This window comes from Shewanella sp. 10N.261.52.F9 (genome assembly GCF_041471165.1).
Classification (GTDB): Bacteria; Pseudomonadota; Gammaproteobacteria; order Enterobacterales; family Shewanellaceae; genus Shewanella; species Shewanella marinintestina.
Genome location: NZ_JBFRNX010000013.1, coordinates 216,765 through 242,663 on the forward strand (window position 1 = coordinate 216,765; position 25,899 = coordinate 242,663).

General features: G+C 44.8%; 15 protein-coding genes. 4 read left to right on the forward strand and 11 right to left on the reverse strand.

Features of this window, described 5'->3' with window-relative positions; all coding sequences use genetic code 11:
* Positions 1–333: 333 nt before the first annotated feature.
* Positions 334–2,574, reverse strand: coding sequence for a S9 family peptidase (locus AB4298_RS10010; RefSeq protein WP_371986570.1), 2,241 nt, complete (start codon positions 2,572–2,574; stop codon positions 334–336).
* A gap of 267 nt (positions 2,575–2,841) precedes the next feature.
* Here AB4298_RS10010 and AB4298_RS10015 point away from each other — a divergent pair, with 267 nt between their 5' ends.
* Positions 2,842–3,831: a class 1 fructose-bisphosphatase gene (locus AB4298_RS10015; RefSeq protein WP_371986571.1), complete on the forward strand. Its 990-nt coding sequence runs from the start codon at positions 2,842–2,844 to the stop codon at positions 3,829–3,831.
* Between the two features lie 552 nt (positions 3,832–4,383).
* On the opposite strand, the gene AB4298_RS10020 is transcribed toward AB4298_RS10015, so the two are convergent.
* Complete coding sequence (locus tag AB4298_RS10020) at positions 4,384–4,731, reverse strand: hypothetical protein (RefSeq protein ID WP_371986573.1); 348 nt, start codon at positions 4,729–4,731, stop codon at positions 4,384–4,386.
* Between the two features lie 616 nt (positions 4,732–5,347).
* Between AB4298_RS10020 and AB4298_RS10025 the strand changes: the two genes are divergently transcribed.
* Positions 5,348–6,424 carry a DUF5694 domain-containing protein gene (locus AB4298_RS10025; protein WP_371986574.1) on the forward strand — a complete coding sequence of 359 codons (1,077 nt, stop codon included), beginning with the start codon at positions 5,348–5,350 and terminating at the stop codon, positions 6,422–6,424.
* A 217-nt stretch (positions 6,425–6,641) separates the two neighbouring features.
* On the opposite strand, the gene AB4298_RS10030 is transcribed toward AB4298_RS10025, so the two are convergent.
* The 5 genes from AB4298_RS10030 to AB4298_RS10050 all read right to left on the reverse strand — a co-directional run bounded on the left by AB4298_RS10030 (position 6,642) and on the right by AB4298_RS10050 (position 14,669).
* The gene (locus AB4298_RS10030) at positions 6,642–7,607 is read right to left on the reverse strand and encodes an ABC transporter permease (RefSeq protein ID WP_248470042.1); all 966 of its coding nucleotides are present in this window, start codon (positions 7,605–7,607) and stop codon (positions 6,642–6,644) included.
* A gap of 3 nt (positions 7,608–7,610) precedes the next feature.
* Positions 7,611–8,741, reverse strand: coding sequence for an ABC transporter permease (locus AB4298_RS10035; RefSeq protein WP_220759097.1), 1,131 nt, complete (start codon positions 8,739–8,741; stop codon positions 7,611–7,613).
* Positions 8,738–10,327 (reverse strand): ABC transporter ATP-binding protein, encoded by a 1,590-nt coding sequence (locus AB4298_RS10040; protein ID WP_220780283.1) that lies wholly within the window; start codon positions 10,325–10,327, stop codon positions 8,738–8,740. Before AB4298_RS10040 ends, AB4298_RS10035 begins: the two co-directional genes overlap by 4 nt.
* A gap of 405 nt (positions 10,328–10,732) precedes the next feature.
* The gene (locus tag AB4298_RS10045) at positions 10,733–11,737 is read right to left on the reverse strand and encodes a BMP family lipoprotein (RefSeq protein ID WP_248998255.1); all 1,005 of its coding nucleotides are present in this window, start codon (positions 11,735–11,737) and stop codon (positions 10,733–10,735) included.
* Between the two features lie 1,141 nt (positions 11,738–12,878).
* Positions 12,879–14,669, reverse strand: a complete 1,791-nt coding sequence (locus AB4298_RS10050) for a flavocytochrome c (protein WP_371986577.1) — start codon at positions 14,667–14,669, stop codon at positions 12,879–12,881.
* Positions 14,670–15,071: 402 nt separating this feature from the next.
* Here AB4298_RS10050 and AB4298_RS10055 point away from each other — a divergent pair, with 402 nt between their 5' ends.
* Entirely contained in the window at positions 15,072–17,081 is a 2,010-nt protein-coding gene (locus tag AB4298_RS10055) for an ATP-binding protein (RefSeq protein ID WP_371986579.1), read from the forward strand.
* A gap of 99 nt (positions 17,082–17,180) precedes the next feature.
* A complete protein-coding gene (locus tag AB4298_RS10060) occupies positions 17,181–18,563 on the forward strand; it encodes a sigma-54-dependent transcriptional regulator (protein ID WP_371986580.1) in 1,383 nt (460 codons plus the stop codon).
* A 65-nt stretch (positions 18,564–18,628) separates the two neighbouring features.
* Here AB4298_RS10060 and AB4298_RS10065 read toward each other — a convergent pair whose 3' ends face one another.
* The 4 genes from AB4298_RS10065 to AB4298_RS10080 form a co-directional block, all read right to left on the reverse strand.
* Positions 18,629–19,879 carry a dicarboxylate/amino acid:cation symporter gene (locus AB4298_RS10065; protein WP_371986581.1) on the reverse strand — a complete coding sequence of 417 codons (1,251 nt, stop codon included), beginning with the start codon at positions 19,877–19,879 and terminating at the stop codon, positions 18,629–18,631.
* Between the two features lie 459 nt (positions 19,880–20,338).
* The gene (locus AB4298_RS10070; protein ID WP_371986583.1) at positions 20,339–21,559 is read right to left on the reverse strand and encodes a phosphoenolpyruvate carboxylase; all 1,221 of its coding nucleotides are present in this window, start codon (positions 21,557–21,559) and stop codon (positions 20,339–20,341) included.
* Position 21,560: 1 nt separating this feature from the next.
* Positions 21,561–22,214: a hypothetical protein gene (locus AB4298_RS10075; protein ID WP_371986584.1), complete on the reverse strand. Its 654-nt coding sequence runs from the start codon at positions 22,212–22,214 to the stop codon at positions 21,561–21,563.
* Positions 22,214–25,888: an ATP-binding protein gene (locus AB4298_RS10080; protein WP_371986585.1), complete on the reverse strand. Its 3,675-nt coding sequence runs from the start codon at positions 25,886–25,888 to the stop codon at positions 22,214–22,216. The genes AB4298_RS10075 and AB4298_RS10080 overlap by 1 nt, the downstream gene beginning before the upstream one ends.
* Between the last annotated feature and the right edge of the window lie 11 nt (positions 25,889–25,899).

The window sequence follows — 25,899 nt, forward strand, 5'->3', positions numbered from 1 at the left end:
ACAATTGTTATTATCAGAGCTTGCTTAAACCTCAATAAGATTAATATTTGTTTAAGATAAACCTTAAATTAATATATACCTAAAAAGTAATAGTAAAATTTATTTAGCTTATTCAAAAGTACTATAAGTATTGGCTTAGCCATAATAGCTTAGCAGGCCAATCCATAAGGCTCTTATAAAAAGCCTCTTTAAGCGAAATAACAAACTTAACTTAGACGGTTAAGTAAAATTAATGATACCGTCTAGCCAAGTGTGCATTAAACTAATTTCGACAGCCAAGTAAACTAATAAACTGTCAACTAAGCCCTTTATATTAATAAAAAAACATTCAAATTAGTGCTTTAGATTTCGGTCTAAAAAGTCAGCTAACGAGCGATATAAGTGCACTCGCACCTTTTCACCACGCATCGAGTGCTTAGAGCCTGGATAATCGATCATCTGGAACAACTTGCCTTCATCCTGCAGCGCCTTGTAAACCCGAGTACTGTTTTCAAATAATACGTTATCGTCAGCCATGCCATGGTACATCAGCAATCCTGACTCATAGCCACCAACATACGGCAGCACACTACTCGCCTCATAGCCTTTAGCATTGGTGTTAGGATTCCCCATATAACGCTCTGTGTAGTGAGTGTCATACAAAGACCAGTCAGATACCGGTGCACCAGAAATTGCCGCTTTAAAGTAGTCTGGCGCTTTAAATAGGCTCATTAGTGCCATGTAGCCGCCATAGCTATGACCATAGATAGCAATGTTGTCACTATCAACGTAAGGCAGAGTACGCAGGTGATCCACGCCCACCTTTTGATCATTCACTTCTACTTCACCAAGCTGCTTGTAAATCACATATTCAAACTTGGTACCGCGATGAGCTGAGCCACGGTTATCGAGCTGATAAACAATATAGCCTTGCTGCAATAAGTGTTGAGTAAAGTAGTCTTGATGACTCCAGCTATTGACTACCAGCTGTGCATGAGGGCCACCATATACGCGCACCACAACCGGATACTGCTTGTTAGCATCAAAGTTAGTGGGTTTGAACAGACGATACTGCAGCATTTGGCCGTCTTCAGCTTTTAGCTCGCCAAACTCTGGTACTTGCCACAAACCAAAGTAGTTATAAAGTGGATGACCCTTTTTAACCTCATTTTGCTCTACCCAAGCGAGACGCTTGCCGCTTTGATCATGCAAGCTCACCTGTGGTGGCTGTGACAAACTACTGAAGTAATCAAGGTATACTGGTTTGTTGTCGGCAAATACCGTTGAATGCATGCCGCTACGCTGGCTAATGCTTTCAACCTTGCCACCAGCGAGAGCGACGCGGTAAAGCTGCTTCTCAGTAACTTTGGTTTTACGGCCAGTAAAGTAAACTTCACCGATTTTTTCATCGATATACTCAACGGCATCAACCGCCCAATCACCGGAGGTTAGCTGACGGATCACTTTGCCGTCTAAGCCAATCAAATACAGATGGTTAAAACCATCACGCTCAGACGCCCAGATAAACGCCTTTTGCTGCTTTAAAAAGTGCAGGTCGTCATTAAGGTTGACCCAAGCCTCGCTGCGCTCTTTAACTAAGTCTTTATCATTTTTTATATCATCAATTGCTACAACGCGCAGATCGAGCGCTTGCTGATCGCGGCTCTGCCATTGATACGACAAATGTTTGCTATCAGGCAACCATTTAACCCGTGGCAAGTAGATATCAGTGTCTTTACCTAAATCCACCCAAGCGACTTGTTTATCTTTAAGCGTCACTACGCCAAGCTCAACTTTGACGTTATTCTCGCCAGCATAGGGATAACGCTGCTCGGTCAGCTTAATTCCGTCGGCATAAATTTCATTGCGGGTAACCAATTCCACGCCCGATTCATCGATGCGAGTATAGGCAATCGCCGACTCATCTGGCGCCCACCAGTAGCCAGTCATTCTACCCATCTCTTCTTGGGCAACAAACTCAGCCATAGCGTTTTTAATCGCGCCGCCACCATCAGTGGTTAATGCAGTAATGTCCTGAGTTTTTAAGTCCAACACATACAAGTTTTGCTCACGCACAAATGACACTAAGTGCCCTTTAGGTGACAATCTCGCATCAGTAGCAAAGCCTTCACCCGTTGCCAGTAACTTGACCTTGTTATCTGCAACCGAGTAGTAATACAACTGACCCGCAGCAGGGATTAGAATCGCCTCGCCATCTTTAGACCAAAAGTATTCCATGATCCCTTGACCATAAATACGCTGACGCTCACGGCGAGCTTTTTCTTCGTCAGACAGTTCACCGGCTTCAAGTTTATCCGCATCAATTAGCAGGCTTTGCTTACCACTTGCCACATCCATCTGCCACAAGTCATACAAATGTTGATTGTCTTTACGTCCAGCAAGATAGGTAACACGCTTGCCATCCGGTGACAGCTTTAACCCACGAGGGCTGCTACCAGCAAGCGCTGGGGAAGCGTACATACGCTCAATAGTGAGTGGCTCAGTGCCACCGGGGAGTGATGATGCTTGAGCTGCTGTAGAGCTAAGCACTAAAGGCAAAGAGGCTAACAGTAAACTCATCCAATTTTTTTTCATTATTATTCCCTGGATTAAACCCGAAGTCGTCTTTAGTTAAATTAGAATCAGTTAACTGACTGTTCGGCTGAAAATTCGCCTACATTGTGCCTTAATCAGTAGCAAAACAAAAATTGCTCAAATGACATCACTCTTAGCAGTTGAAAAGCCAATCTTTACAGCTGAAAAAACTAGCGTTCTCAGGTATCATCGCGTCAATAATAAAGAATACACTTTTGTCCTGACCTCAAACTCAATTTACTCACGTAAAATTGTATAGGAAACAAGATGCAAACTCTGGCTGAAAACCTGACATCACAAGCAATTTCCCCTACTCTTGAAAAACTTATTCTGACCTTAGCTAATACTTCTAAAGAGATTAGCCACGCGGTTCGTCACGGCGCACTAGCCGGCGTATTAGGCGCAACAGAGCAAGAAAACGTTCAAGGCGAGACGCAGAAGAAACTCGATATCATCACCAATGATATGCTTAAAGATGCCCTAAAGGCCGACGGCACAGTTCGCGGTATCGCCTCTGAAGAGGAAGACTATGTAGTTGAAGCCGATGCAAACGGCGAGTTCCTAGTGTGTTTTGACCCACTAGATGGCTCTTCAAACATCGATATCAATTCACTTGTGGGTACTATCTTTTCAGTATTGCCAGCGCCCGCAGGCGAGCTAACTGAAAACAGTTTCTTACAAGCAGGTCGCAACCAAGTTGCCGCAGGTTATGTGCTATACGGCCCATCAACCATGCTTGCACTGACTACAGGTCAAGGCGTACAGCTATTTACCCTAAACCCAGAAACTAACGAGTTTTTGCTAACTGATGGTGCGATGGCTATCAGCAAAGATACAGGCGAGTTTGCGATTAACATGTCAAACCAACGCTTCTGGGAAGCACCAATGCAGACTTACATCAGTGATTTATTGCTAGGTAAGATTGGCCCACGTGAAAAGTCATTCAACATGCGCTGGATTGCAGCCATGGTGGGCGACGTACACCGCGTACTTTGCCGCGGCGGTATCTTCACTTACCCAACAGATAACAAGAACCCAGAAAAGCCATACAAGCTACGTTTAATGTACGAAGCTAACCCAATGGCATTCTTGGTTGAGCAAGCAGGCGGTAAAGCGTCTACTGGCTATGAAACCATTATGGATATTCAGCCAACTGAAATTCACCAACGTGTAGCGGTGATCTTAGGCTCTGCCAATGAAGTGGATGCGTGTCTTGAGTATCATCAGGTGGATTATTCTGAAGAACCTTCTTTATAAGTAACAAGATAGGTTCTAGGGGTTGAGATAGGTCCTAGGTTCTAGGAAGATCTAAAGAAAAGCACAATCCTATGTTAGTTAGGGTTGTGCTTTTTTTTGCACCTAGCTTTTTGGCGCTGGAAGTTTGTTGTTATCAGGCTACGCCTGACTTTTAAGTTAGACTGCGTCTAACAACTAAAGTCGCGGCGCTTCGCCCGCACCCGAGGGCTAATCAAGCTGCGCTTGATAAAAGTCGTGAGCTTCCAGCTCACACACGGGCAAGAGGGAAACAAAAATCAACAGCAATACCCTCTTGGCTATTTCTTTTATAAAGAGTCCCAGCCGCCCCGACGAAGTTGTTGATCCTCATACTTATGGATAAATCACTAACGCTTCCGATGGGGCATCCTGCCCCGCGAAAGCTACGCCGACATCCATGTCGGCATCACGCGACTCTGGTTTATAAAGAGTTTCCAACGTACTTCGGTAACTTCGATGGAGAATTTGGTGTTTTCTGTAAGTTAAGTAGGAAACCTTAAGCTAGGTGCTTGAATATGTATTCAACCTGCTCTGTTATGTGCTTAGTCCACGGTTAAACTCTGCTATGGTGGCACGCAATTGGGCAGACTTTAGTTCGGTAAGTACGACTGTAACAAAAGACAAGACTGATACCGATATGAGAACAAAACCTAGAAGGTTACTACCGCTATCTCCGCTCATACTTGAAAGACCTGCAAATAGAAAAAAACAGGCAGCTATGGATAGGAAAATATCGTTAGTTTTCACTTTATATTTACTGACTGCTATATCCCAAACTATCAAAACAGGGTTTGCAAGCCCTTCAGGCTTAACCGTAATTTTCCCATTTCTTATTTTGGCTTTTAAACCATTACTTTGTAGTAATTTAGCTAAATCTTCCATGATAAAATCTCTCCGTTTCAATAGACTCATAGTGCGGTATTAATAGGTTAACAGCACTAAAACCCAAGATATATAGTTGTTATTCTAATATTGCCCCTGACCCTACATCTCCCTGCTTGATAAAGGTCGTGGCTATGCCACCTATCAGGCTGCGCTTGATAAACGTCGTGGGATTCCATCCCACACCCGGGCAAGGAGGACTGCTCGTCCGTATCCTCCTTGCATCCACCATGACGCCCCGACGAAGTTGTCTTCCTCGTACTTATTCGAAATAACCTAACGCTTCCGATGGGACATCCTGTCCCGCTATTGTGGCTTAATAAACCTATGCCCACATCCGTGTGGGCATTACGGTTATTTCTTCAACGTACTTCGGCAACTCCGATGGGGAATAGGCGTTTTCTGTAGACTAAATCGGGAATGTTAGATCGAGTATTTAAATGTTTACTCTGACCTGATACGCCTCACACCCTAAAATACTAAAGAATCAGTATTTTATTTCGTAAAATTATGTATTTATAACGCTTATATGCATTTTATATCTTAGCAATAACTCGACAGTTTAAAATCCTAACAAAACCTTATATTGTAAAAACATAATCAAGGAGGAATGTTGATGTATAAGTTGTTAGTTTTAATCGTATCTCTATCTATTTCGCATAATGTTTGGGCAGAACAATATATTCAAAACTTAAATGCCAAAGCGAGGCTTAAAACAGACGTCATGGTTTTAGGGAGCACACACCTCAATACCATTAAGGGTGAGCTAAACAAGGACGATTTTATCCCCATAATCCAAATGCTAGAAACCTTTAACCCTACCGCTATCGCTGTTGAATCTCTGAGAGCTGAAGACATCATCACCATGCTCAATGGCTCTAATGAATACCAGGCAGTTTTATCTCAATTTGTCGGAGATACATTTCTATCATTAGCTAAAAAAGAGCAGAAAGCTTTAGGAGTTTCAGCTAATGACGCAATTAAGAAAATGAATGAATTACTGACTAAAAAACAGTTTGACCAGCAACAGAGAATTGAAATTATCAGACTTGCTGTTGCAGGCTACAACCGAGATACAGCCGCTCTAAACTGGAGCCTTTTAGATACTAAATCCATTAATGATAGTCTTTCAAAAGAACTGCAAATATTTCTTCAGAAGCAAACAAATAGTAACAACGAAATAAACGTTATTGGCTTAGAATTAGCAGAAAGACTTAACCTCAATCGTGTATATCCTATTGATGACCATTTAGACAAAGACATGTACAGCAAAGTTGTTCACGAATTAATGCCGTCTTACCAAAAATCGACTTTTTGGGCAGAATTCCGCACAAGCGAATATATAACCAAACCTGAGAAGTTAAAATCTCAAGCACTGGAAACAGGAAATTGGCTACCAATGTTTTATTGGTTCAATAGCGAAGAGTATCAATCTGACGTAATCAATAAAGAATGGTTAGGCTTTATAGATAAAGATTTGGAGCCCAAATCAGCACTAGCGAGGGTAGCTCTGTGGGAGATACGCAACCTCAATATGGCTTCAAATATAATGCGGGTAGTCGCCGATCACGTTGGCGGTAAGCTTGTTATTATAATAGGAGCCAATCACAAGGTTTTCTTAGAGCAATACCTATCAAATATGACTGGAGTCAATATCGTGCAATTTGAAGATTACGCACCTAAGAGTCATTAGATTAGGCTCAACCTCAGCGTGAGCTTATGATAGTTTGACTACATTTAACAGTTAACATCGCTGCGCACCAGTGAGCTTAAAAACAAAAAGAGTTTACTGAACCAAATATGAAACATCATCGGCTCAAGTAAACTCTTTAATCTCAATCGAAAAGTTCGTTATTAGCGAAAATTAACGAGACTTCAACAACGATAAACCACGCTATCGCTAGCGAAACCTAGCGTGATTTAACGTAAGGTTTACCTATCGCCTTTGGTCCTACTGCGCGGCCAATAAAGCCTGCTAGTAACAATACCGTCAGGATATAAGGTAATACCTCAATCGCTTGCACTGGAATTTCGCCAACTAACGGTAACTCAACACCTTGCAGACGAATTGCTATCGCGTCTAAGAAACCAAACAGCAAACAACCAAACAATACTGGTACAGGCTTCCACTTACCGAAAATCAGTGCCGCTAACGCGATAAAGCCTTTACCCGCACTCATGTTAGGCACGAAGCCTGCGCTGTGCGCAGTCGATAAGTAAGCCCCAGCCATACCCGCTAATACACCGGCAATAATCAATGCTCGGTAGCGGATCCACGCAACTGAGATACCAGCTGTATCTACCGCATGCGGATTTTCACCGGCTGCACGTAATCGCAGACCAAAACGGGTTTTATAAACAATCCAGTAAACCGCAGGTACTGCAAACAGCGACAGATACACTAAGAAGTTGTGCCCTGATATTAGCTGACTATAAACCATGCCAATAACTGGTACATCGGCTAATGCATCTGCAAATGGTAAGGTGATAGCAGTAAAGCGTGAATCATCAGTTAGTGCTGGCGTTTGCCCACCTAAACCGAACCAGAAACGACCCAAGGTAACGGTTAAGCCAACCGCTAGCATGTTAATGGCTACACCAGATACGATTTGGTCGCCGCGGTGGGTAATGGTCGCAAAACCATGCACCAGTGACAGCATCACTGAAACAGCAATACCTGCCAGCAGACCAAGCCAAACAGAACCTGTGACTGTAGCGGTTGCCGCTGCCGCAAAGGCCGCTGAAAGCATCTTGCCTTCTAGGGCGATGTTAACGATACCTGAGCGTTCTGAGAACAAGCCTGCCAATGCAGCTAGAATTAGCGGCGCCGATACACGTAACGTTGCATCTAAGATTAGAATGATATTCTCAAACATAATTTATGCCTCCGCCTTAACGCTGCCGATGGCTGCTTTCTTTTGATTAAGAAACACAAATAGCTTCTCAGTCGGTTTCACTAGCATTAATGCTAATGCGCCGCTAAACAGTACCACTAATGCTTGCACTACTTGGATCATTTCACGGTCGATATTCGGGTAATCAAATGACAACTCTGCGCCGCCTTGATACAACACGCCAAATAAAATACTCGCTAAAATAATCCCTATTGGATGGCTACGGCCAATCAAACACACTGCAATACCAGTGAAACCATAACCGGCAACGAAGTCGAGTTTAAGCTGCTGGCTGTACCCTTGTACTTCGTTCAAGCCCATCATGCCTGATAGCGCACCAGAGATAAGCATCACTACAATGATCAGCTTCTTGTAGCTAATGCCGCCGTATTCGGCTGCACTAGGGCTTGCGCCCATTGCACGAATGGCATAACCCCAACGCGTGCGCCATAACAATGCCCATACAAGTACACAGCAGATCAGCGCAATAAAGAAACTTAGGTTCATTGGAGATTGTGAGAAAGAGAAACCAAACCATGCTGCGATCTCATGGAACATAGGCAAACCCGCGTTTTCATCAAATACGCGTGATACTGGCGCCATTTGTCCTTCAAGTTTAAGTACGTTTACCAGTAGGTAAACCATTAACGCTGACGCGATAAAGTTAAACATGATGGTGGTAATAACGATATGGCTACCACGATACGCTTGTAAGTAAGCCGGGATCAGCGCAAACAGCGCACCAAACAACATACTGGCAAGCATGGTAATCGGCAGCAACGCCCAGAAGGGCAAAGTGCTATCGAGTGCTAAACACGCCAGTCCGACACCTAAGCCACCCATATAGGCTTGGCCTTCACCACCAATGTTAAATAGGCCAGCAGAGAATGCCATTGCTACAGCCAAGCCGGTAAAGATAAAGTTAGTCGCGTAATAAAGCGTGTAACCAATGCCCTCTTGGTAACCAAGTGCGCCTCGTACCATCACCCCAGCTGCTTCTATCGGGTTTACATCAACCGCAATAAAAATACCTGCGGCAAACGCAAACGCAAACATGATATTAATCAGAGGCAAAACAAAAATGTTTACCCAAGATGGGATTTTAGAGTCGTTCATAACTGACCTCCGTTATCCGCAGCTAGCTCATCAGGCAGAATATTTGCCATCATCATTCCTAAGGTTTTCTCATCAGCCTTGCTGGCATCAATCTCACCCACAATATGGCCGTCGAACATCACGATTATTCGGTCTGCAAGCGACATCACTTCATCTAGCTCGACAGATACCAGTAAGATCCCTTTACCCTGCTCTCTTAATTCAATAATGCGTTTATGAATAAACTCAATCGCACCGATATCAACACCACGAGTCGGCTGACCAATCAGCAAAATATCTGGGTCTTGATCTACTTCACGGGCAATAATCAGCTTCTGTTGGTTACCACCTGAAAACAATGAGCTTTTCAGCTTAGGATCACGCGGTCTAACGTCCCACTCATCCATTAAGCGCTTACATTCAGAGGTAATGAATTTTGGCTTATTAAATAAATGGCCGTTGTACTGCGACTGATTGTGATGACCAAGAATGGCAGACTCTTCAGCACTGAAAGTCTTGATTAAGCCCATGACCAATCTATCTTCTGGTATGTGACCAACCTTTAATTGACGCATACCATCGGCGCAAGTTGGGTTATTGGCATCAATCACCTTATCGGCAATCTTAATTGAACCACGCGTTGGTGTGATAAGCCCAGCGAGTGCACTTAATAGCTCTGATTGACCATTACCAGAGACACCAGCAACACCTACGACTTCACCGGCCTTAATTTCAATCGACACATCTTTAAGGCGATCAACACCCATTGAATCGGTATAGGTAAGGTTGTGGGTTGAAAGCAATACTTCAGTTGGATTAGCATCGCTTTTTTCAGCTTGTAGGCGAACCTTGCGGCCAACCATCAACTCAGCGAGTTCTTCTTTATTGGTGTGAGCAGTTTCTCTGTGAGCAACCATTTCACCTTGGCGCATTACTGACACATTGTCAGTCGCCGAGAGGATCTCTTTCAGCTTATGGGTGATAAGTAAAATAGTCACCCCCTGTGCACGCAAGGCATCAAAAATATGGAATAGGTGTTCAGTTTCTTGTGGCGTCAGTACGCCTGTAGGCTCGTCTAGAATCAGTATTTTTGCGCCGCGATATAGCGCTTTTAAGATCTCAACACGTTGCTGTAATCCAACCGAAAGCTCTTCAATTAGGCTATCGAGTGGCACATCAAGTTGATACTCTTTGGCTAAACGCTCAAGCTCTTTACGCGCTTTTCTAAGACTCGGCTTAAGTAAACCGCCCTCTTCAGCACCTAAAATAACGTTCTCAAGCACGGTGAAGTTATCAACCAACATAAAATGCTGGTGCACCATGCCGATGCCATAACTAATGGCCTCTTTAGAGTTCGCCAGCTTGCGCTCAACGCCATCAATTAGGATCTCACCTTTATCAGCGGTGTAGAAACCATAAATGATATTCATCAAGGTGGATTTACCTGCACCGTTCTCACCGATAATACCGTGAATGGTGCCAGCAGGAATTTTTAAGCAGATATCTTTGTTGGCGTGAACAGCGCCAAATCTTTTGTCGATACCACGAAGCTCAAGTGCTGTGGGACGTTCATCGGATTTTTCTTTTGCGTATGTAGACATGGTCATAATTATCTCAAATGCCTAAGCAGGCATTGATGACTAAACATTGATCAAATATTGATTTAATACCTATCAGTATAAGAATTTGCTCTACTCAGAGCGTTTTTTGGCAAACTAATTCAAGGCGAATAGCAGCGATAATGGTTGTTCCCTTATAAAGCTATTCAACGCCGAAGTAGGCAGCCAAAAACGTTCCAGAATGGCGAGTTTTAGCGATTCTGATGCTGTGTTAACGAGCTTAAACGTAGAATAACTATGCTCTTCACTCGTTGCCTTGCCTCAGAGCCGCTAAACTCTCGCTGAGCGACCAAATATTTATATTGATAGGTATATAATTAACTCTTAAAAATTACCACTTACAACAAAGCTCCCCAGTCATAAACTGGAGAGCTTTATCTATGTTAATACCGCTTAGTATTTACAGCTGTTGTCTTTCATGTAGTCATGAACAACAATTTCACCTGCAATAATTTTCTTAGTGATATCAGCAAGCTTTGCTTCCATCTCTGGAGTCACTAGTGCGCGGTTATGCTCATCAAGTGCCCAGTTAACACCATTTTCTTCTAGACCACGGCTATCAATACCAGCTACAAACTCGCCTTTCTGTGCATCTTTAAATACTTCAAATGTGGCAACACCAACCAGCTTAACCATAGAAGTTAGCATCACGCCTGGGTGGATATAGTTTTGGTTTGAATCAACACCAATCGCGTACTTACCTTCGTCTTTAGCCGCTTGGTAAACACCAACACCCGTACCACCCGCAGCTGCGAATACTACGTCAGCGCCTTTAGTGAACTGGCTCTTAGAAAGTTCAGCACCACGAGCAGGGTCATTCCATGCAGCAATAGTAGAACCCGTCATGTTTTGGAAGATTTCAGCATCTTGACTGATGAACTTAGCACCTTGCTCGTAACCACAAGCAAACTTACGAATTAGCGGAATATCCATGCCGCCAACAAAACCAATCTTGTTGGTTTCAGACTTCATCGCAGCAAGTGCACCTACAAGGAATGAACCTTCATGTTCTTTGAACACGAGTGATTTAACATTTGGCAGATCAACTACTGAGTCGATAATGACGAATTCAGTTTCAGGGTATTTCTTAGCCACTTTCTCAAGTGCTGAGCCATACATAAAGCCAACAACAACGATTGGGCTAAAGCCTCGGCGCGCTAGACGCTCAAGACCCTGCTCACGCTGCGCGTCATTTGAAGGTACGAATTCACGCACTTCAATATCTGAGCTTTCGTTAAACTTCAATACACCATTTTGGTAAACGGCTTGGTTGAAAGATTTATCGAACTTACCCGTTGTATCAAAAGCAACAGCAGGCTTAAAGTCTGCAGCTGTAGCCGCAAACGAACACATTGCTAGAGTGACTGCAGCAGCAGTAGCGCTCAGGATTTTCATCATTCTCGTCCTTATAAGGTATAAGTATTATTTTTGGTATTATTGACAGTTCTAAGCAGTGAAAACCCCAAGCTAGAAGCCATCATTTAAGATCAAGAAACCAGAGCTTACAGCAGCTATGAATAGGATTACTAGTGCCCCTAAAGCCCATAAATCAACCAAAGATGCCAAGTAGCTATTTGTACTTTTAATACAAAAAATCGCCTTAAGTTGCGCAAAGTCACACTTTAAATCACACAAAACCTCGAACAAATAACAGAACGCAAATACCACACACATTATCTTTCAACTAGAACAGCAACTAGAGGGTTTTAGAGGGGGTTTCCAATGAAATACAGGAAGATAAAATGAACCAAACGAATAAAAACAACAAGCAGTAGTCACATTGTTCTATATTTTGAACAATATAGCTAATGAATAAAAGTTACTAAACTTAAAGTTAAAACAACTATTTTTAGGCATTCCCATAGCCAACAGGTAATTTTTTTACACAAAAAACAAGCGTTAAACCAATATTAAAAACAAAAAATATTTTTACTAATTTTTCGTTTGTTTGAGATACATCAGGATTTTCGTCGCTAAGGTGGCGACTCAGCCACCGAGTTTGGTGGTCAGTTAGGTTATGTCAGACTGTCACTTTAAATAATCAAGCTACGCTTGATAAAGTTAGTGGCTATGCCACATTGGTAACGCATCAGGCTGCGCCTGACCAAAGTCGTGAGCTTCCAGCTCACACTCGGGAAAGAGGGGATCAACAGCAATCCCCTCTTTCATCTCCCCTGCCGCCCCCGATGAAGTTGTTGATCCTCATACTTCAATAAAAATCGCCTAACGGCTCAGATGGGACATCCATGTCCCGCTGAGCCTGAGCCATCATCCATGATGACTCCACGGCATTTTCATTTACGCATTTCGGCAACTTCGATGGGGAATGGGTGTTTTCTGTTAGTTAATTCGGGGACGTTAAGCTAGGTGTTTATATGTTTACTCTGACCCATTTATTTCTATGCGCAGTTCAGCACCACTGCAATTGCCTCTTAAGCTACAAATACAAAAAAGCCTCCATCTGTAAGATGAAGGCTTCCTATTTAAAGGTTAACTTTAAGAGAAACTCTGAAGCTAACCTTTAACTAACAATCTAAGATTAGTTTTTCTTAGAGTACTCGGCTGCGTTCTCACCAGCCATTCTACCGAAGGTGACGATATCAGAGATAGCGTTACCACCTAGACGGTTAGCACCGTGAACACCACCAGTTACTTCACCAGCGCCGTATAGGCCAGGGATAACTTGCTTCTTCGCGTCCATGATTTCAGCTTTAGAGTCAATCTTCACGCCGCCCATAGTGTGGTGAACACCTGGAGTCACTTCGATTGCGTAGTAATTACCTTCGTTAAGGGCACGAGGTAGGTTTGGACGACCAAAGTCAGTGTCCTTACCGCTCTTAAGTAGGCTGTTGTAGCGCGCAACAGCTTCAGTTAAGTTCTTACCATCAATACCAGTCATGTCTCCTAGTTTAACTAGCGAGTCAGCACTTGGAACAACACCTAGACCGATATACTTATCAATCTTACTTAGTGACTTACGTACAGAGTCATCAAAGATTAGGAACGCAGACTTGCCAGTTTGGTTCAAGATAGCTGCAGAAGCTTTGTCACGTGTCGTGATTTCGTTGACGAAACGCTTACCTTCACGGTTAACCAAGATTGCACCGTTACCACGAACCGCTTCAGTTACCATCACACCACCTTTAACAGATAATGTTGGGTGAGCCTGAATGTACTGTAGATCTGTCATCGCCGCGCCGGCATTGCTTGCAACGTCGATACCGTCACCAGTCGCACCAGGTTGGTTAGTAGAGATAAAGCCTTTTAGCTTAGGATCAAGCTTTGATACGCGCTCGTTGTTCTTAGCAAAACCACCTGTTGCTAGGATAACGGCGTCAGCTTTAATCCAGTAGTAACCTTTGTACATACCTTTAACAAGTAGGCCTTTAACATTGCCTTTGTCGTCTTTAAGGATTTCGATACCACGGGTGTTCATGCGCATATCAACGTCACGCTTAACCGCGTTATCGTAAAGCACTTGGATTACGTGAGCACCAACACCAGCACCACCTGTTGGACGGTGTGAACGGTTAGCAGAAGCGCCACCCATACGACCTACGTCATTAAGGTCTGCACCCATGCCAGTTAACCAATCAACTGAACCTTTAGAGTGTGAAGTTAAAACTTCTACTAGCTCTGGCTCGTTTAGGTCACGACCACCTTTCATAGTGTCTTTGTACATAGACTCAACACTATCTTTGATGCCTTTAGCTTTTTGCTGATCAGTCCAAGCTGCGTTCATACCACCGGCAGCAAGTTTAGCGTTACCACCAATCACTGGCTCTTTTTCAATTAGAATCACTTTAGCGCCGTGATCATGTGCAGATACTGCAGCAGAGAAACCTGCGCCACCAGAACCAACAACGACAACATCAACAGTGTCACGTGGTGCTTCAGCTAGCGCTGCTTGACGGTCTGACTGGTCTTTTAATAGTTCATCGATGCTTGGCTCATGACGTTCCCACTTCTTAGTGTAAGGCATGTCAAAGTCGAAGCTGTGGCAAGAATCACAGTAAACCATCGATTTTTCGTGAGCGCTGTGACAAGACGTACAAGACACATCGCCAGGGAAATGAGATTCGTGAGCGTTGTAGTGCTCATGTTTAGTTTCTTCAGCAACTTCAGCTAGTGTGCCGTGACAAGCTACACACTGTTCGTTTTCGTAAGTTAAGCTGTCGTTTGAAAGCTCGCCATCTGGCATGTGGCAGCTATCACACTCTTGGTTTTCACCATGGAATTCAGCTAGATTGTCAGCAGCCATCGCGTTAGACATAAAGCCTGCTGAACCTAGAAGTGTTGCGATGCACACTGCTTTTTTAAAGTTTTTCATCTCATTTCCTCGCCTTGTATTGCTGCCTGCAGCAGCGCAAAAGCTATCACGTTATATTCGACAGTCATTACGCTGTCTTAAATACTCAATTCGAGGTAATTGTCTGCCTATCGAGATAACCCAGCAACAGCATGTGTTGAATTGCGATTGAAACTGAACACTCGATCACAGCTTACAAAATGGCTCATGCAAACATGCATAATCTCATTAGCAGTTATGCAAAAATGCATAACCTTAGGTTAGCTTGATCACAAACTCTGCTCAGTGTTCTGCAATTAATGACTCAAATTGGAAAAGCCAGATAAACCAAGGGCTCAATACGATTAGTAGCCAACTTGAATTGCTTTAAAAGCGAGAAACCCCGCACAGTTATCTTGTATAAGCGCATGCTAAGATTCCTTTATGAAAATATTTGTTAACTTATTTTGCGCGCTTGGGCTATTCGCATTAGCCTTGACCGCCCACGCTGAAGATCACCAGCAAAAACAAAGCATCGTCTTTGGTGTTCACTCTAAAACTGCGCCCCTTGAATGGCGTAATAACGGAGTTGACCAAGGTTTTAACCTCGAACTTATGGACCGCATTGGTCAGCTCACAGGCAAGCGTATTGTTATCCGCCGCAAAAGCTTTCAACAGCTACTCACTGATGTCCACAACCGTGACTCCTTGATTGATGTCATTGCCGTAGTGAGCCCAATTACCATTGACCGTACCTTAAGTCAGTCAGATCCTATTTATGCTACTCACGCCAAGGCCTATACCCTGCAAGGTAAATCCTTTATTAACGGCTGGGCTGATTTAGTCGGTAAGCGTGTCGCAATTAAGAAAGGCGCCTTTGTTGATGTGTATATCTCAGGTAAAGAGCAAGACTTTACTCGCGTTGATGTAGATTTATATGAAACCGGCTTTCAGTTGCTTATTAAAGGCGAAGTCGATGTGGTGATTGCCGAAAACTTTGTTGCTAGGCGATTAATGCCACTGTATCCGTCAATTAGAAGCTCTAGTGATCCGCTGATTTACGGTGCGTTTAACTTTGTCAGTAACTATAAAAATGCCGAGCTGATGACGCAAATCAACGACGCACTTAGACAGCTAAAACTCTCTGGTGAGTATGATCGTTTAGTGAATAAATGGTTTGGTACTGGCCGTGAGAAAGTCGACTTAAACTCGGCTCAACGCAGAATGTTGTCGTTGGCGATTTTTGTCAGTTTAATGTCGGCCATTGGTATGTTACTCACGGGCTTTATTAGCTTGAGTCTACGTAAACGCTCTAAAGCATTAAAAGTAGAACTGGCTCAACGTAAAAAAGCTGAACTGGCAATTTCAAATATATCAAAACAGTTTCAGTCAGTACTCGACGGTATTCCCCATGGTGTAACACTTTACAACCAAGATGCTGAGTGTCTGTGGAGTAACGACAATAATAACGACCTTCTCAATAACCCGTTGTTTCATTATATAGATGGTCAAAGTTTTGATCTTAACCTCGCCTTAGCCGAGGCACTACAGGGACAAAAATCGCAAACTGCAGATATGCAGATTAACGACCAATACTGGCAGTTACAGTTACACCCTATCAGTGACAAACAAGTCGTCATTTTGCTTGAAGAGGCGACAGAGCAACATCGGCTGCGCCAAGCCAATGACGAGGCTAGCCGCTTGGCATCACTTGGTGAGCTTTCAGCGGGTGTCGCCCATGAGATTAATAACCCTACAGGGATCATTATTCACTCCGTTGCTTTTATTAACGATGCACTCAGAGATCTCAATGAGGCTAGTGACAGCTATCAAAGACAAAACCCATTTTGGACCATTGCCGGCATGACACCCGACAGTGCAATGGCCGAGCTCGATTTGAGCAGCCAATCTATTAATGAAGGCGCTGAACGTATAAGCCGTATCGTAAACGATTTAAAGCATTATGCACGACCTACGCTCAGCAATGATTATCAGCCTACTTGCCTTAATGAAGTGGTAAAAGTATCGCTACGCCTTACTGCTAACCAAACAAAAATATTGAATGTGGCTACTGACTTGCTCCATCCAAGCCCGATTGTGATTGGTGATGCTCAGCAGCTGCATCAAGTATTAATTAACCTGATCCAAAATGCCTGCCACGCTATTAAGCTAGACGCTGATAACTACGACAATGTCGAGCACATCAATATCAAAACGGCGGTGGAAGATAATCATATTTGCCTGATAGTGAGTGACAAAGGCGCAGGCATGGACCGAGCGACCTTGCAAAGAATTACCGAACCGTTTTTCACCACTCGCCGCTCAAGTGGTGGCACGGGACTAGGGTTATCTGTATGCAGTCGCATTATTAAAGAACATAAAGCCGATATGCAGATCTCCTCACGTCTTGGTCAAGGAACAGTGATTAAAATTCGCTTTCCGTTGGAGTATTAATACTGTGACTAACAAGCAAACCGGTAACGACTCATTATTGCGCCTTAAATTAACAAGCTTGAAAGGCTCGAACACATATTTAATAGGATTGCTATCAACATGAAACTTGCTAGAAATATTCTCCTTGTTGACGATGAAGCATCGTGGCTACGTACGCTATCAATTACTCTTAACCGCCTAGTACCGGAAGCTAAAATAGATACTTGTGTTGATAGCCGTCAAGTGATGAGCCGCTTACAAACCGGTGACTACGCCTTAGTCTTGCTTGACTTAACCATGCCATTTCACTCTGGCGAAGACTTGCTAGAAATGATCCGCAGTGAGTTTCCTAAGACGCGGGTATTAATTGTCACTGGCGTAAACGAAGTCGACACCGCAGTGCGCTGCATTAAAAACGGCGCGTATGACTACTTTATTAAAACCGATAAAGTCGAGGACCTTGCCCGCACCGTGCGCCGCGCTTTAGAAGTTGTCGGGCTTGAGCGCAACTACTTGCGCATTAAAGAAAGTTTTTTAAGTCGCACACTCAATCGCCCAGAAGTGTTTAATAACATCCTTACCTGTGAACCAGCTCTACTAGACCAATTTAGATACTTAGAAGCGGTGGCATTAAGCCCTGAGCCTATTTTGATCCAAGGAGAAAGCGGCACAGGTAAAGATGAATTCGCGAAATCTTGCCATCAACTGATTTGCCCGGACGCGCCATTTATCAATGTTAACCTTGCAGGTATTAGCACTTCAGCGTTTGAGTTGCAGCTATTTGGTCAGCTACACACAGATGATGACGGTAAAGTCAGTGCTCAGGCGGGTGTACTGCATCAAGTACAGTCAGGCTTGCTATATCTTAATGAAATTGGCGACTTACCGATTGAGGCGCAGGCCAAGCTTGTCGATGTGATTGAGCATAAACAGTATTACCCGCTCGGTAGTGATAGAGCCTACCCTGTGCTGTGTAAAATTATCACCTCGACCCAGCATGACTTATTAGCATTGAATCAAGCAGCAAAGTTTAGAAGTGATCTCCTGTATCGCTTGCGCTCGCACACCATAAAGCTACCACCACTTAGGCAGCGTAAGCTCGATTTGTCGATGCTGATTAATCATTTTATTACGCTTGCAGCCAAAGAGATGGGTCTATCGGAGCCACAGCAACCCACTTCTCTTGCGCAGCAGTTATCTGAATATGAGTTTCCGGGTAACTTACATGAGCTAAAAGGCATGGTGTTTGACGCGGTAAGCCGCAGTGATGGCATCGCGCTGAATATCACTCCTTTTATGGAAGCGATAAACCTCAGCAAGTCGAATGTTAGCAGCGACAGCGACCAGATTATTTTCCCCAAGAACCTACCAACACTGGCGCAAATGAGTGATGCGCTGATCCAAGAGGCAATGAACCGCACCGCCAATAGCCAAACCGCTGCAGCGCAGATGCTAGGTATTAGCCAAAGTGCACTCAGCCGCCGCATCACTAAAGAGAAATAAGCTCTGGGGCAACAAACAAAAATGCCAGCATAATGCTGGCATTTTTAATCAGTCACTTAAACAATTTAAGCTTCAGCGGTTGCGAGTTTTGCGTCGCTCGACTTTTCTGTTTCATCAACAATCGTCAATACTGCGGTGTCACCCACTACGTTACATGAAGTCAGTACCATATCGATTAGACGATCCAGTGCCGCCACAATCGCAAATGCTTCAACAGGTAAGCCCATCTGATGGATCAGCACGCCAATCATCACCATCCCGCCACCCGGTACGCCACCTGCGCCAACTGATAGTAAGAAGATACTGAACATTAAGGCCGGTAGCTGCTCCATAGTAATAGGAGCACCAAACGCGTTCGCCACAAAGAAGATTGCAATAGTGATGTAAATCGATACACCGCCCATGTTCATGGTTGCACCGAGTGGCACGCCAAAACCTGCAACTGAACGATTAACCCCAAGCTTCTCGGTTAAGGTGCGCATCGTCACTGGAATGGTTGCATTTGAGCTAGCAGTCGATAGCGAGAACAGGATTTGCTCACGGGTCTTAGCACGAAACTCTTTCGCCGATACCTGAGTAAACATGCCTACTGCAAATGGATACACCACGAAAATCCAAAGTAATAATAAACCTAGGATTAGCACTAGGTATTCCACCACGCTGCCAAAGATTGCCGCTTCTAATGTAGCACCTAACTTAAGCATAAGTGCGAATACACCAATAGGCGCAAGCTGCATAACAACGCTAATCAGCTTCATCATAATCTTGTTGGCAACTTGGAATCCATTAACTGCGCTTTGTGCTGTCTCACCCAGCGACTTGATCACGCCACCCAATAGTAATGCCATAAAGATAACTTGTAACATGTTACCAGAGCTAAACGCTGCAATCGGGTTGCTTGGTACTATGCTCACCACGAGTTCTACTAAGTTAGGCAATTCAGTGGCTACGATATCTACGCCGCCATTACTTGACATATCAACGCCTTTACCCGGCGCCAGCAGTAACGCCACGCCTAATGCCGCGAAAATAGCGACTAAGGTATTGATAATGTAGAAGCCGAATGTCTTGCCGCCTAAGCGACCAAAGCTGTTGAGATCTTTCAGTTCGCACACGCCGCAGACGATACTGACGAAAACTAACGGCACTACCAGCATCATGATCATATTAACGAACATGGTGCCTGCGCCTGAGGCTAAGTCAACGATGGTGCCAGAAAATAAGCTGATGTCAGCGAGGAAGTATTGAATGATTGAGCCGAAAATAAGCCCAGAGAACAGACCAATAAAGATCCGTGTCGAAAGTGATTTTTTCATTTGCTTGCCTTATTAGACATGTCTTAGCGCATGCCTTTTATTGCCTTCAATGTTGATAGAAACTTGATTTCTATCTCGTTGTGGCAGGGATAGTGAAACATGCTGGCAAAAATTACAATGCAAAAGCTGAAATTAGTTTTTGAAACAGCTGTGTAACCAAGCTTTTAGTGTTGAAATAAATCAAGCAAAAACAATGAGATAACCAAAACAACAACAAACTACACTTAGGCACAACTTTTACAACAGCAACAAAATGGCAGCATTTTAACCACAGAAACTTAAAAATCAGATAGTTTAAAACACCAAAATGATGAGGACTTTAAAAACTTAACACTGCCCAGCTGCTGTAAAAGTTAGATCAAACGCTACCACAGCTTAAAACCACCGATTAATGCTCATAAAAAAAGCACCTTTAAATAGGTGCTTTTTTAGTCACACTTTCTAGTCACATTAGCGGGACTATGCCAGCCATAGCTCGACATCTTTGATGATGAAGTTACCGGTATAGACTGGATCTGGCTCACCGATATGTTCGAGCTCAAAGTAGCTCCGGTGCTCCTCAGGAAGCCCCTCATAGCCACAAATCACTTGATACAACCATGACTCTCTATCCCAAGGTAGCTCATGTTCATCCAGGTAATCCAGCGCTGACTGACTCTTACCTGAGTCAATCACCGCACAGAAATAACCATCTACCGCTAGCTTTAGTGGGTTATCTGGAATATCAAAGTCTTCAGCTTGTGTGAGATCGACCGATACGTCTTGCTCGCGCACCGCACTCACATCATGTAAACGGTCGATACGTTTGATATTAGAGACAATCTCAAACAGCTCAGGCTCTAAACTATGGTTGCTTACATCCACTGCCGCAGGCGCCAACAAGGGCTCGGCAATATTAAACAGTGCAGGTAACTGCTTATGGCTAACGTGATCGGCAGGCTTATAATCTGGATGCAAGTCGGTGTATAGCAACCAACCTTTTAGCAAACGGGTACGGCCACGTATTTGACGGAAACGACCCAGTAGCTCAAGTAAGCGCGCCTGTACCACACTGAGTTCTTGAGTACAGTCACTCAAGGTTTCTTGCAGTGTTGTCACCAGTAACTTACGTAGCTCACGGGTATCGCCGGCAATTTCACCGAGCTCACTAAACTGGAACATCTCTAAACCGTTTAGCAGCTCTGACACTTGGCTCTGAGCTAACTCGTTTTCACGAATTTTAGCGTTGATGCTACCCACATAACCAAACTCGTTGTTAATCCGGCTCCACAACACTCGAATCGAATAACGCAGGCCATCGGCAAAGCTATAAACATGCTCGCTTAAATCGGCAAGGTAAGCTTCTGATGCACTAAAATCGACATTGTGGCGCGCCTCTTTATAGTGATCTGCCAAGGTCTTAATCGTCGCCAGTGATGAGCCAACATTAGAGTCAATTTGACGATTACGCTCATCGCTTAACGCTTCTTCTAGCAAAGCACGCACAGAGCGCTTAAGGCGCAGCTCCTGCTCTGGCTCTGGTCGCCACAGAATATCGCTCTTTTGCAGCTTATCGATGGCTTGAGCATTAGTCTCATCCACCGACACTGAGCCGGACAAATACACGTCCATCACCAGCTCAGCATGACGCCCTAACTGCTTGAGCAGCTTAACGCCTGCTTGATGCAAGTTACTGCTCATATTAGATCAAATCCCTTTGGGTAGCGGTTTCAGCTTGGGCTTCAAGGCTCAGGCCTTCCGTTTCATCAATAAAGCGGATCACTTCGTACAAGTAATCGAGCTTACCGGTAGCAATATAGATCTGCTTTTCGCTGTTAGGGCGGGTTAAATAACCCAGCTCGACTAGGCGCTTAAACACCAACTTAATTTGCGCATCAACATTGGTACTGGTTGAGCCAAATAAGCGGTAATGGCTGATTTTAGCGAGCTGCTCACGAAACGCTGGCGTGTCTTCAATACGGGTTTGCAGCTCAGTTAAGCGCACCGCAACCCCTTCAGACAATGGCGCATCTTGGCCGCTGCCCTCTTGCACTAACACTAACCATTCCACCAGCGGGATAAGCGCATTACAGATATCCTTAAACTGCGATGAAATGACCTTGCGCTCGCTGTCGCCTAACTGCTGGTAGCCACAGAAAAACACTTCGCCTTCACCGGCAGAGCCAATGGTGCGATTGATCTGATTTAAGTACTGCTCAACATGCTCACGGGTCGATGGGCTTTTCAGTGCGCGCCAACCGTCTTCATCAGTCGTGCGGCAGATAAACAGCCCTTTCAACAGACGCTCAATGAGTGCACTAGTCCCTACGATGGCGGTTTCGGTTACTTGGCTCATTACACGGCCTCCTGAGTACGACGCTGATTAAGTTTATCGGCGATAGGATTAACTTGAGGCTTAACTACCTGTAGTTTCTTGGTTTGTTTGTTGATGATGTAACGGTTAGCAAACAAGTTTAGTACCTCAGATTCCGGATTCGGGAACGCGCCCAGTACTGAGATATTGTTGTTTTCACAGGCATCAAAAATCTTCTTCACGTTACCGTGATGTAAGGTGCCTAGCTCATCAATCGGCCAGTGAATGGTGACGTCAGCGCGGCCACGCAGTAAACGGGTAAACGCCAGTAGGAACTTACATAAGATCAGGTAAGCCATACCGTGGCTCGATGATTCGTTTAACTGTCTATCGGTACGAATAATTAAGTCACTGTTACCTTCTTTAAGGCGCAGTTCAATTTCCAGCAGTTTGGCAATACCACCAGACAATGCTGCGCGGCCGATAATATCTAATGCACGGCGCATGCTGTTGGTGTAATCCTCACCCGGCAGATCGTTGAAGCCGTCGGCTTTCCAACGCTTAAAGGCTTTTACAAACTGCTCAAGCTCAGGCCAGAACTCAAGCTCACTAATGCGCGAGCGGATTTTAACCGCAGATTCAGAGACACCATCAAGGAACAACTCTTCACCCACTTCACGGGTAATGCGCGCACTTTGCGAGGCGATGCGGCGATCGATATCCGCCAGTACATCGTAGAATGCCGTTAAGTCGACACCGAAAATACGTCCCTGCTCACGCAGTGCCATAATCGATTGCGGCACCATCACGTTGAGCAGCTGCTCAAGTTGCGGCACTAGCTTGCGGTAATCGAGAATGCGGATGCCTTTGTCGTTTACAAAGCTTGATTCTTCACGGGCACGTTCCCAGGTTTCAGACAGACCTGAACCTGATTTGCTGGCAATGACTGAGTCGAAATGCTCAACATATTGCTTTACTGAGCCCATCATTGAATCACGCTTTAATAACTGGTCTTCACCTTGACGCAAACGCTCTGACAAACTGCCCTGCGCATCATCATTATTCGGTGGTAGCTTAAGCTCACTCAGTTTACGCATCACGCTGCGTAGCTTAGTTAAGTTCTCAGACGCTTCAATTTGCACCGCATCAGATTGCTTACGCTCACCATCAAGCTCATTACGCTTAGCTTTAACTTCGTTGGCTTTACTCTTAAGCTGCTGCTCTAAATCAAGACTTGCGTGTTTAACCTTGCTGAGTTCAGATTGCAGCTTAGGCTTACGCTTAAGCCAAGTATGCTGATACCAATCTTCATAACGTAGCACTTCGCTGCGGCGCTGCTCAGCCTTGCTGATATTACTCTCTAACGTGCGAATATCGGCTTTAAGGGCAACGATTTTCGCTTCGTCGACACCGCGAGACTTAAGCTCATTCTTGTACCACTGCTCACAGGCTTTTTGCTCGCTTGCGGCGTGGTCACGGCGGTTTTGAATATTGGCTTTGACTTGTCCAAGTTGATTGTCTAACGCGCCAACCACTTCTTGCCAGTAAGCATTTTTCTCCATGCGCGCTTCTAGCGCTTGCTCTCTTTGCTCTTCAAGCCACTCTTGCTGCTGCGCTTGTTGTTGCTTGATATCGCTATCAATACGCGCCAGTTGCTTTTGCGACGCGGCTTTGCGCTCATTCAGCGCTTGGTTAATCTTTTCTTGTTCTGCGCGCTTGTCATCAAATAAGCGACGCAGATCGTCACGGCTATTCTTGTAAGCGGTGCGGGCAAAGGTCAGCTCACGCAGTAAGTTATCTAGCTCAGTATTACTAGCAACTAAGATATCTTCCGCTTCGGCTTGTAGCTCTTTGGCGCTAGACAGTGCCTCTTCAGCGGCAGCATGTTTAACTCTTAGCTCTTGCTCAGAGGCGGCATACTCAGGGGCATCGATTGCTTTTAGGTCCAGTGCGATACCGTATAAGGCCTCGATGTTTTCACTGCTAATGCTTGGGTGCAGATCACTACGGTGCAACAGTTCTGAGTTAATCACCTTGCCTAAGGTATTTTCCCAGCCGTTAGCTTCTTTACGTAAAAACTCCAGTAACGTATGCGACTGCGGGAACAAGATATGTTGTAGCTCTTCAAGCTCACTTTGGCGCTCAGTTACGCGAATCCCAGCAACACGCAGACTCTCATTTGCTTGGTCGCGCTTAGCTCTAAGCTTGCGCTCTTCGCTGGTTAAGCGATCCACCTTGGCGTTACAAGCTTCTTGATCTTCATCGGCACGAGAAATACGCTCGTCGAACACAGCCAGTGACAGCTTTTCTTCTTCAGAGTAAGTCACGCTATCAACACGCACTTTTAGCTCGGCGGCATTCACTTTTAGCTGATAGGCTTGCTCGCTAAACTGAGCTTGACCTTTTTCAGTCGATTCACGCCACTGTTGCTCAAGTTCAGCCAGCTCACTACGGCCGACTTCTCTTTGCTTATCGCGAGACTCACGCAGGCTATCTTGCTCTTGATGCAAGTTTTCTAGCTCACGGTTTAGGCCTTCGCCAATCTTGCTGCGGCGGGCGTTATAAGCCGCTTCAATGTCTTGATGCTTTTCGGTTTGCAGCTTATGGCGCTCGCTTAGGTTCTCTAAACTGCCACGCCAGCTTGGTAGCTGCTCTAAATCTAATTTGGCTTGCTCGATATCGGCATCTTGGAAGTTAGCATGTTGATCTTCAATCGAGTCCAGTTCATGCTCGCACTTAGCCACGTCACCTTTAGCAGCAGATAAATCAAGGTTAAGCTCGTCGCGCTGCTCTTTCCACTCTTCATCGAGTTGACGCAGCTTGGCGTTTAGCGCTTTAGACAAATCTTGGTGATGCTCTTGACGCTCAATTTCGGTGGTTTCATCTTTACTGTAACCACGGCGCAAACTTGCCAAGCGCTGCTCGGTGCTAAGTAGTTGATTAAACTCTTGCTCAAGCTTTTCAAACTCAGGACGAATTTGCTCAAAGCCTTGGATTAACTGGCTTTCACGGATCCATGCTTCAACGCGCTGCGGATTTAAACGTGAGCTTGGCGGGTTCACTCCGTCCTCTTCTAAGATGGCGGCGATCATCGATTTGATGGTTTCCATCTTGCCCTCTTTCGAGTGCACCGCTTTAGCTAGCTTTTCGATGTGGCGCAGTGAGTGCTCAGACTCACACAAAGAGAACTGGCGCGCATAGTTACGCAGCTCTGTACGGTTACTGCCTGTGCTTAATAATGCGCGGTCGTTCTGGATAATCGCTCTAAATTCACGGGTGTTTAGCAGGTTAGTTACCGCTACACCGGCGCGTTTCATCTCACGGCCAAGCTCTGCCATGGTGAAACACTGAATGCTGTCGCCCTGCTTAGTCTTAATGTAATCATCAAGCTCAAAGCCTTTAGCGATAAAGCGATAGTTTACGCCTTTGCCATCGCCGGCCGATGCCAATACCGCCTGGTAAGCTAGGCCGTCTGACTTAATATACTCATAGATGATAAAGCTTGAATCATGCGGCAAGTACCAGCGCTCAAAACTATCACGGGTTGAAGGCACCACTCGGCTTGGATATTCACCATAGAAAACCGGTACCAAACGCTGCAATGTGGTTTTACCCGACGCGTTAGTACCACAAATATTGGTGTGGCCATCCAGAGCCAGCTCTACCACTCCCGGTAGATGGGTATCGATAAGTATGATGCGATTTAAGCTTGGCATTGCATTCCTTA